Source organism: Paenibacillus sp. 01L418, from assembly GCF_056400045.1.
In genome coordinates, this window is the sequence record NZ_JBFTSN010000405.1 from 1 (window position 1) to 5,782 (window position 5,782).

The 5,782-nt window shown below is 40.2% G+C and carries 3 protein-coding genes; 1 reads left to right on the forward strand and 2 read right to left on the reverse strand.

Going from position 1 to position 5,782, the window contains the following annotated elements; translation table 11 throughout:
• Positions 1-303: 303 nt before the first annotated feature.
• The gene (locus tag AC1DSE_RS28860) at positions 304-2,814 is read right to left on the reverse strand and encodes a discoidin domain-containing protein (RefSeq protein ID WP_477528605.1); all 2,511 of its coding nucleotides are present in this window, start codon (positions 2,812-2,814) and stop codon (positions 304-306) included.
• A gap of 1,229 nt (positions 2,815-4,043) precedes the next feature.
• On the opposite strand from AC1DSE_RS28860, the gene AC1DSE_RS28865 reads away from it, so the two are divergent.
• Complete coding sequence (locus AC1DSE_RS28865) at positions 4,044-4,406, forward strand: hypothetical protein (protein ID WP_339209213.1); 363 nt, start codon at positions 4,044-4,046, stop codon at positions 4,404-4,406.
• A gap of 216 nt (positions 4,407-4,622) precedes the next feature.
• Here the strand turns inward: AC1DSE_RS28865 and AC1DSE_RS28870 are convergent, their stop codons facing one another.
• Positions 4,623-5,090, reverse strand: a complete 468-nt coding sequence (locus AC1DSE_RS28870) for a hypothetical protein (protein WP_477511120.1) — start codon at positions 5,088-5,090, stop codon at positions 4,623-4,625.
• Positions 5,091-5,782: the final 692 nt, after the last annotated feature.

Below are 5,782 nucleotides of genomic sequence, written 5' to 3' on the forward strand. Positions count from 1 at the left end.
CATCTATCCTCTTCGTGTAAACGTACGGCTTCTTTCCTTACTTCATATGAATACAATTTATTCGGTTGCTCTCTTCATCTATCCTCTTCGTGTAAACGTACGGCTTCTTTCCTTACTTCATATGAATACAATTTATTCGGTTGCTCTCTTTTCCTCATAAAAATACACCCCTAAAGTATCATCGGTTTCCCATATGGGTTTTTCCAATGTCTACTAAAAGGGGTGCACTTCAGTTTCGTGCATGGGCTTGTTTTGTTATTTGGGATGAGAACCCCATATTAGGCTTTACGTTATGCTAATGGTTCAGCTGCCATAAACTTCGAACTCATAAAGAGAATACCAGTGGCCTGTGCCTCGATCTGTCGCATGCATCCTTATATACCTTGCATTTACCGGTTCAAAGTAGTTATCGTCTATACCACCGTCTCCATTCGTTGTCATGTATATATCCGTCCAGTTGGTTGCATCGTTCGACACCTGAATCTTATAGCCCTTAGCATAAGCATACTCCCAGTTGAGTTTGACATTGTTGACGCGGGTTTCCTGTCCGAGGTCTACATAGATCCATTGCGGATTTGAAAACAGGCTGGCCCATCTTGTCGTTACATTACCATCCACCGCTTTATCGGCCGTTAATGTGGATGTCTCGTTGGAAGAAGATGTTGCCGATTTGTTTAACACTAGATTCGGTTTGCCATAAACCTGGAATTCATATAAGGAATAGCCATAGAAGGAGTAAGCTCTCTGGGTTCCGTACATTCTTACATACCTTGCATTTACGGCAGTAAAGAATATATCGTCAATCCCCCCGTCTCCATTCGTTGTCGTATACACATCCATCCAGTTGACACCGTCATTCGATACTTGAATCTTGTAGCCTTTGCCATAGGCAAGCTCCCAATTCAATATAACTCGATTTATGTTATAAGCCTGCCCAAGGTCGATCGTAATCCATTGCGGGTCTGCAAACTGACTGGCCCATCTTGTCGCCACGTTACCGTCAACCGCATTATTCGGAGAAAGAGCTGCCTCTTGATTGGAAGATGACGTAGCTGTATTATTTAACGCCAAATTTGTTGTAGTAGCGGATCCGACGCTGTCTCCATATACTTGAAACTCATAAATAGAGTAACCATAGCTCGTGCCCCTCTCTGTTGCGTGCATTCTCACATATCTTGCCGTTGTAGGCACAAAGCCTATATCGTCTACACCTCCGTTGCCTGTCGTTGTCGAGTACACATCGGTCCAATTGACCGCATCATTCGATACTTGAATTTTGTAGCTCTTGCCGTAAGCATACTCCCAGTTAAGTTTGACGCGTTTGATGTTGTAGGCTTGCCCGAGATCGACGTAAATCCACTCTGTACTTGAATACTGTTGGCTTGACCACCGTGTACCCGGCAAATTGTCAACAGCTTTAGCAGCGGATAGAGAAGAACTTTGGTTGGAAGAGGCTACTGCCGATTTACCGCTTGCAAGATTAACTGGAATGGTATACGTTCCTTTAACAAATTTGTAGATATCTKCATACATCTGTCTCCCGTCATAAACTCCGTTTACACCGTTGTTATTCTTGTTTTTATACAAGTTATATATCCCAAAAATATCTTGATACCAACCCTTGACCGCTCCCGTCATGTATCCGTATTCTACGCCGGCCTTTAAGTAATTATCGAATCGGTTTTTAAAATCGGGGTCGAACATCGCTCTTTCGTCAAACTCCATTTCGATGCCCTTATTATATGTTTGAGCTTGGGTCGATACATTCGTCATTCTCGAATAATCAGTCTCCGGAACGAAATAGTGATTGGGCTGCTGGATGCTAAAATCCATTGCATAATTATTCCAGTTATTGCTTTGTCCGGCACCAAAGTATGGAATCCAGGCAAGTTTCAGACCAAGCGTATGAAGATAGTTACCAGAGTTATTAATTGCATTTACTTCACCCGGATTGCCGGGATCAATATCTTCATGGAACCAGTAGAAGCCTTTTAATTCAAGGTTGCTGTATTGGGCTTGATTCCATCTGCTTAATACGGTGTCGATATACCATTTGGTTACCTTCGTCATATTGCTAGGCGTCGAATTCAGATTTTCGCTGATTCCGTCGTTATCGACATCTCCGAAATTGGTGATTTCACTATTAGGATAAGGCATCATAATATATACTTTGGATTTGTAATTTGTTAGGTTTAGTGTGGTTGCAACTTGCTGGGTTGCTTGGTTGAGGGCATCGAGTTGTTGATTAGCGGTGAAAATGCGGTTTATATACCATTCCCAATCCGCCTTATAGGTCCACTTGGCAGGGTCCGCTGTATCACCAAAATCTCTATAGTCAGATGTGTTGATTCCTAGAAATAGAAATGAATCGAAAAAGGTGTCATCCATCACATTATTACTGTTGTAGTGCGCAACATAGGGCAAAAGCGTATTCTTGTCATACGTGCCGATTTCTCTTCCCTCATATGTCGTTCGTCCACCGTAATATCCAGTATAAAGCAAGGCCATGTTCTTCACATTTCCAGATGCCGCGGTATTTGGTGGGAAATATCCTGTTACAGCAGCAGCGGCAAGCGGCTGTTCTAAGTTAGACTGGGGTTGTTGCTCGAGATCAGGATCGGACTTTTCTTGTTGTCCCTGCTGATTAGGAACTTGAAGTAAAGGCTGTTGATCCTCCTGCCCCTGCGAAATCTTCGGCGACCTATCCCCTTCTCCCTTCACTACTGATGGTTGAACAGAAAAAACAATCGATAAGATTAACACAAATGATAACAACAAGGAACTTCGTCTTGGATACCTCTGACTTCGCTTCATCTTTCATCCCCATTTCTTAGGTTTAAATGATTTTAACAAGTCTGGTACATGGTCTTGATCCGAGTGTCCATTTTATCCAAGCTCCAAACGGCCTCTTTACGACTAATTCTATGAGGCAATTTTATGCTTGGAAATAGATTTTTGTTTACTTTCATATACACCTTTTTACAAATCAAAAAAATGAACCGATGCACCTTTCTCTCGTTTCTTCGCATGTGACCTACGCACATATATTCAAACCCATACGCCGCAAGGAATTCACCAAAAAAAACTTGCCCTTATTTGTGGTACGGTTCACCGCGTTTGATCTTAAACTATCTTGCCCGTAAGCTCAATGGCCTGCAGAACATAGTTACAAAATTCAATTAATGCTAATTGAAGATATTATAAACGAATTCCAAAAAGCACTAAATAAATGAAAAGTCCCTTTTTACCATTTTCTCTTTGTAGTCGATTTTGGTTTGATTGTGAAATATGCAGAACACWTGATAAAATAGYTCATCGGCAATCGSTATACATTCTTGGCCTTTTTCGGCATTCGGTACATATTCTTGACATTGCACAYTGCCAAGAATATGTACCGATAAAAYAAAAAAACCGCGATTTACGCGGTARTTAATCGGCTCATATTCTTGTCATCCGACATTACATGGCTTGTGTCACAATCTATCTTGTATTCTTAGCATTGTTATTTTGTCCACACACCTTAGATCGAGGAAGCGCTCTCACACTCCCCCTTGATCCAATAGAAGGCAGCCGGTATCATTAGTATCGGCAAATTTGATTGCTATTAATCAAATATAATGATATTCATAGGACGCACACTACGCCAGCACCTCTTGAGGTCGCATCGAGTTGGCTGCGCGCAGTTGTTCGTTAACAGTGGCTTCCCGTCCACTCAAGTGTCTATCTGTGAGCTACTGACTTCCTCAAAGAATATTACAATCATCCTATTCATTTTTGTTCCATCAGATATAGGGAAATCAACACTAAGCTCCTCTAGAATTGAATATAACCTGACAATTTCCCTACTTATTTTGGAAACAGATAGTCAAACTGCTTCCGGAATATATCAGCACGGCGCGGATCGGGGATAATATTCTATCATCTGCAAACTGAACATATAGTATGATTTTCACCTTTACTTATTCTATAGCTTTGTCTATACTCTTGGTGCAGAGGCCCTCTTACATAATTCACTAATATTTCTAATTAAAGGAGATGTAAGGATGAAGAAAGGTATATTTTCCCTCTCACTTGTTTTAGTCATGCTTTTGAGTTTTGCAGCAACAGCATTCGCTGCGTTTAGTTACACTAGCCCGAACGTCACAATCTCAAGCGGAACCATTAAATTTGGACATGGCGTTATTGTTAACACGGGTAAATACCGTGATACTTTGACGATTAATGTTTATCGCGGGAACACATTTGTTGCTTCCAAACAAATCACGTTGAACCCTCAAGAATGGACTTATCCGGGTTCTACAACCACACCATTATTAACAATAGCAACTGGACAACCAGCTGGCGAATACCGTTATACGTTATCAGCTCCAGGGAGCTGGCATGTTATGGCAGGTTTTGCGAGTTAATAGCGAATAAATAGATAGTAATTATCATTAAAACCTCTCGTCTATGACGAGAGGTTTATTAAATTATTAGGACTTAAAATGCGAAAAAAAAAGAGCGAATCTCAGGAGGGATTCCTGAAATCGCTCAGCTTGACTGTAAGTATTTTAAATCCATCTTGTTTCTAGGATGTATACGATGTCAAATGAACATTGGGGTATAACAAATGATCGCTTAGCTTAACAATATTTCACCTTCAAAATCTCAATATAATTTGAATCAATTCCAGTAATATTGGATACTGTTCCAATTTCAATTCCTTGTTTTAAGGCATTTCGGGCAATTCTCATGTTATGTTTCATTTTCAACACCCTATCTTTGAATAAAATATCGTCAAAATCTAAATATTCATCAGCAATTTCTCCGTCTAAATTAAACTCAATATCATAAGTACCGATGTGTTCTTCTAAATAAAAAATATTTACTGAACAAAATATTACTGCTTCTTCAAGGTTAAAAGTATATTTAAGGTACATTGATCGTTCATGTACACTAATAAAATCCTCATACAACTTTCCATGAAATGTGTCGTGGTAATCGTCTTTCTCTTCTTGACGCCATTTTCTAAAATAACTCCAAAAGCCTTCGACAGTCCTATTTATTGCATTATGGCTAGTTTCCCATTCAAGTAATGATTTTTTGTTCATACTATATTTCACTTCCTACAACATTATAGCATGCATGTTTTCCATTTTATCCTGATTTCATTGAACTATCCTGCACGTTAGCTCAACGAGGATGCCGATTAATGCCGGCAGCCTCATCCTGGTGATTATGAAGCTTTAGTTCCCAGTAAGCTTAATATCTTGGCGCATAAATGTGATCAGTATCGGTATCAATTACGATTTCAGATCTGACGCTCTCCAGATATAACGAAGGCACCCGCTCAAATTGAAAAAGCCTGCAAAAAACATCTGTAAACTCACTCATGCTCGTGCATAGGTTTTTGGCTACTCTGTACATATCACTTAATTCCTTTATTGAACATGTCTTGCCGATAAGAAATGAATGCTCGAAATAATCATCAATCTCGACTATCACATAATCACCGCCGGTTGCTAACCAGCCTCTGAGCTCAAAGTTATGGACTGCTWCACTTTTGTTTAACTAACGTTCTCCGTTAGCATTCCTGTAGAGCGTTAAATTTCCGCTTTGCATAAAAACGAGCGCCTCGGTACGATGGAAGTACGCAACGGGTCATAGCCCTAAAAATTCCATCATCCAGGAGGACGCTCTACTATGAAGTTTAAATCGCAAGCGAGACAAAATCAACTCATTGAAAAAATTACTGCTCAGCATTTAGTTATCGGGATCGACATCGCCCAGCAGATGCATGTTG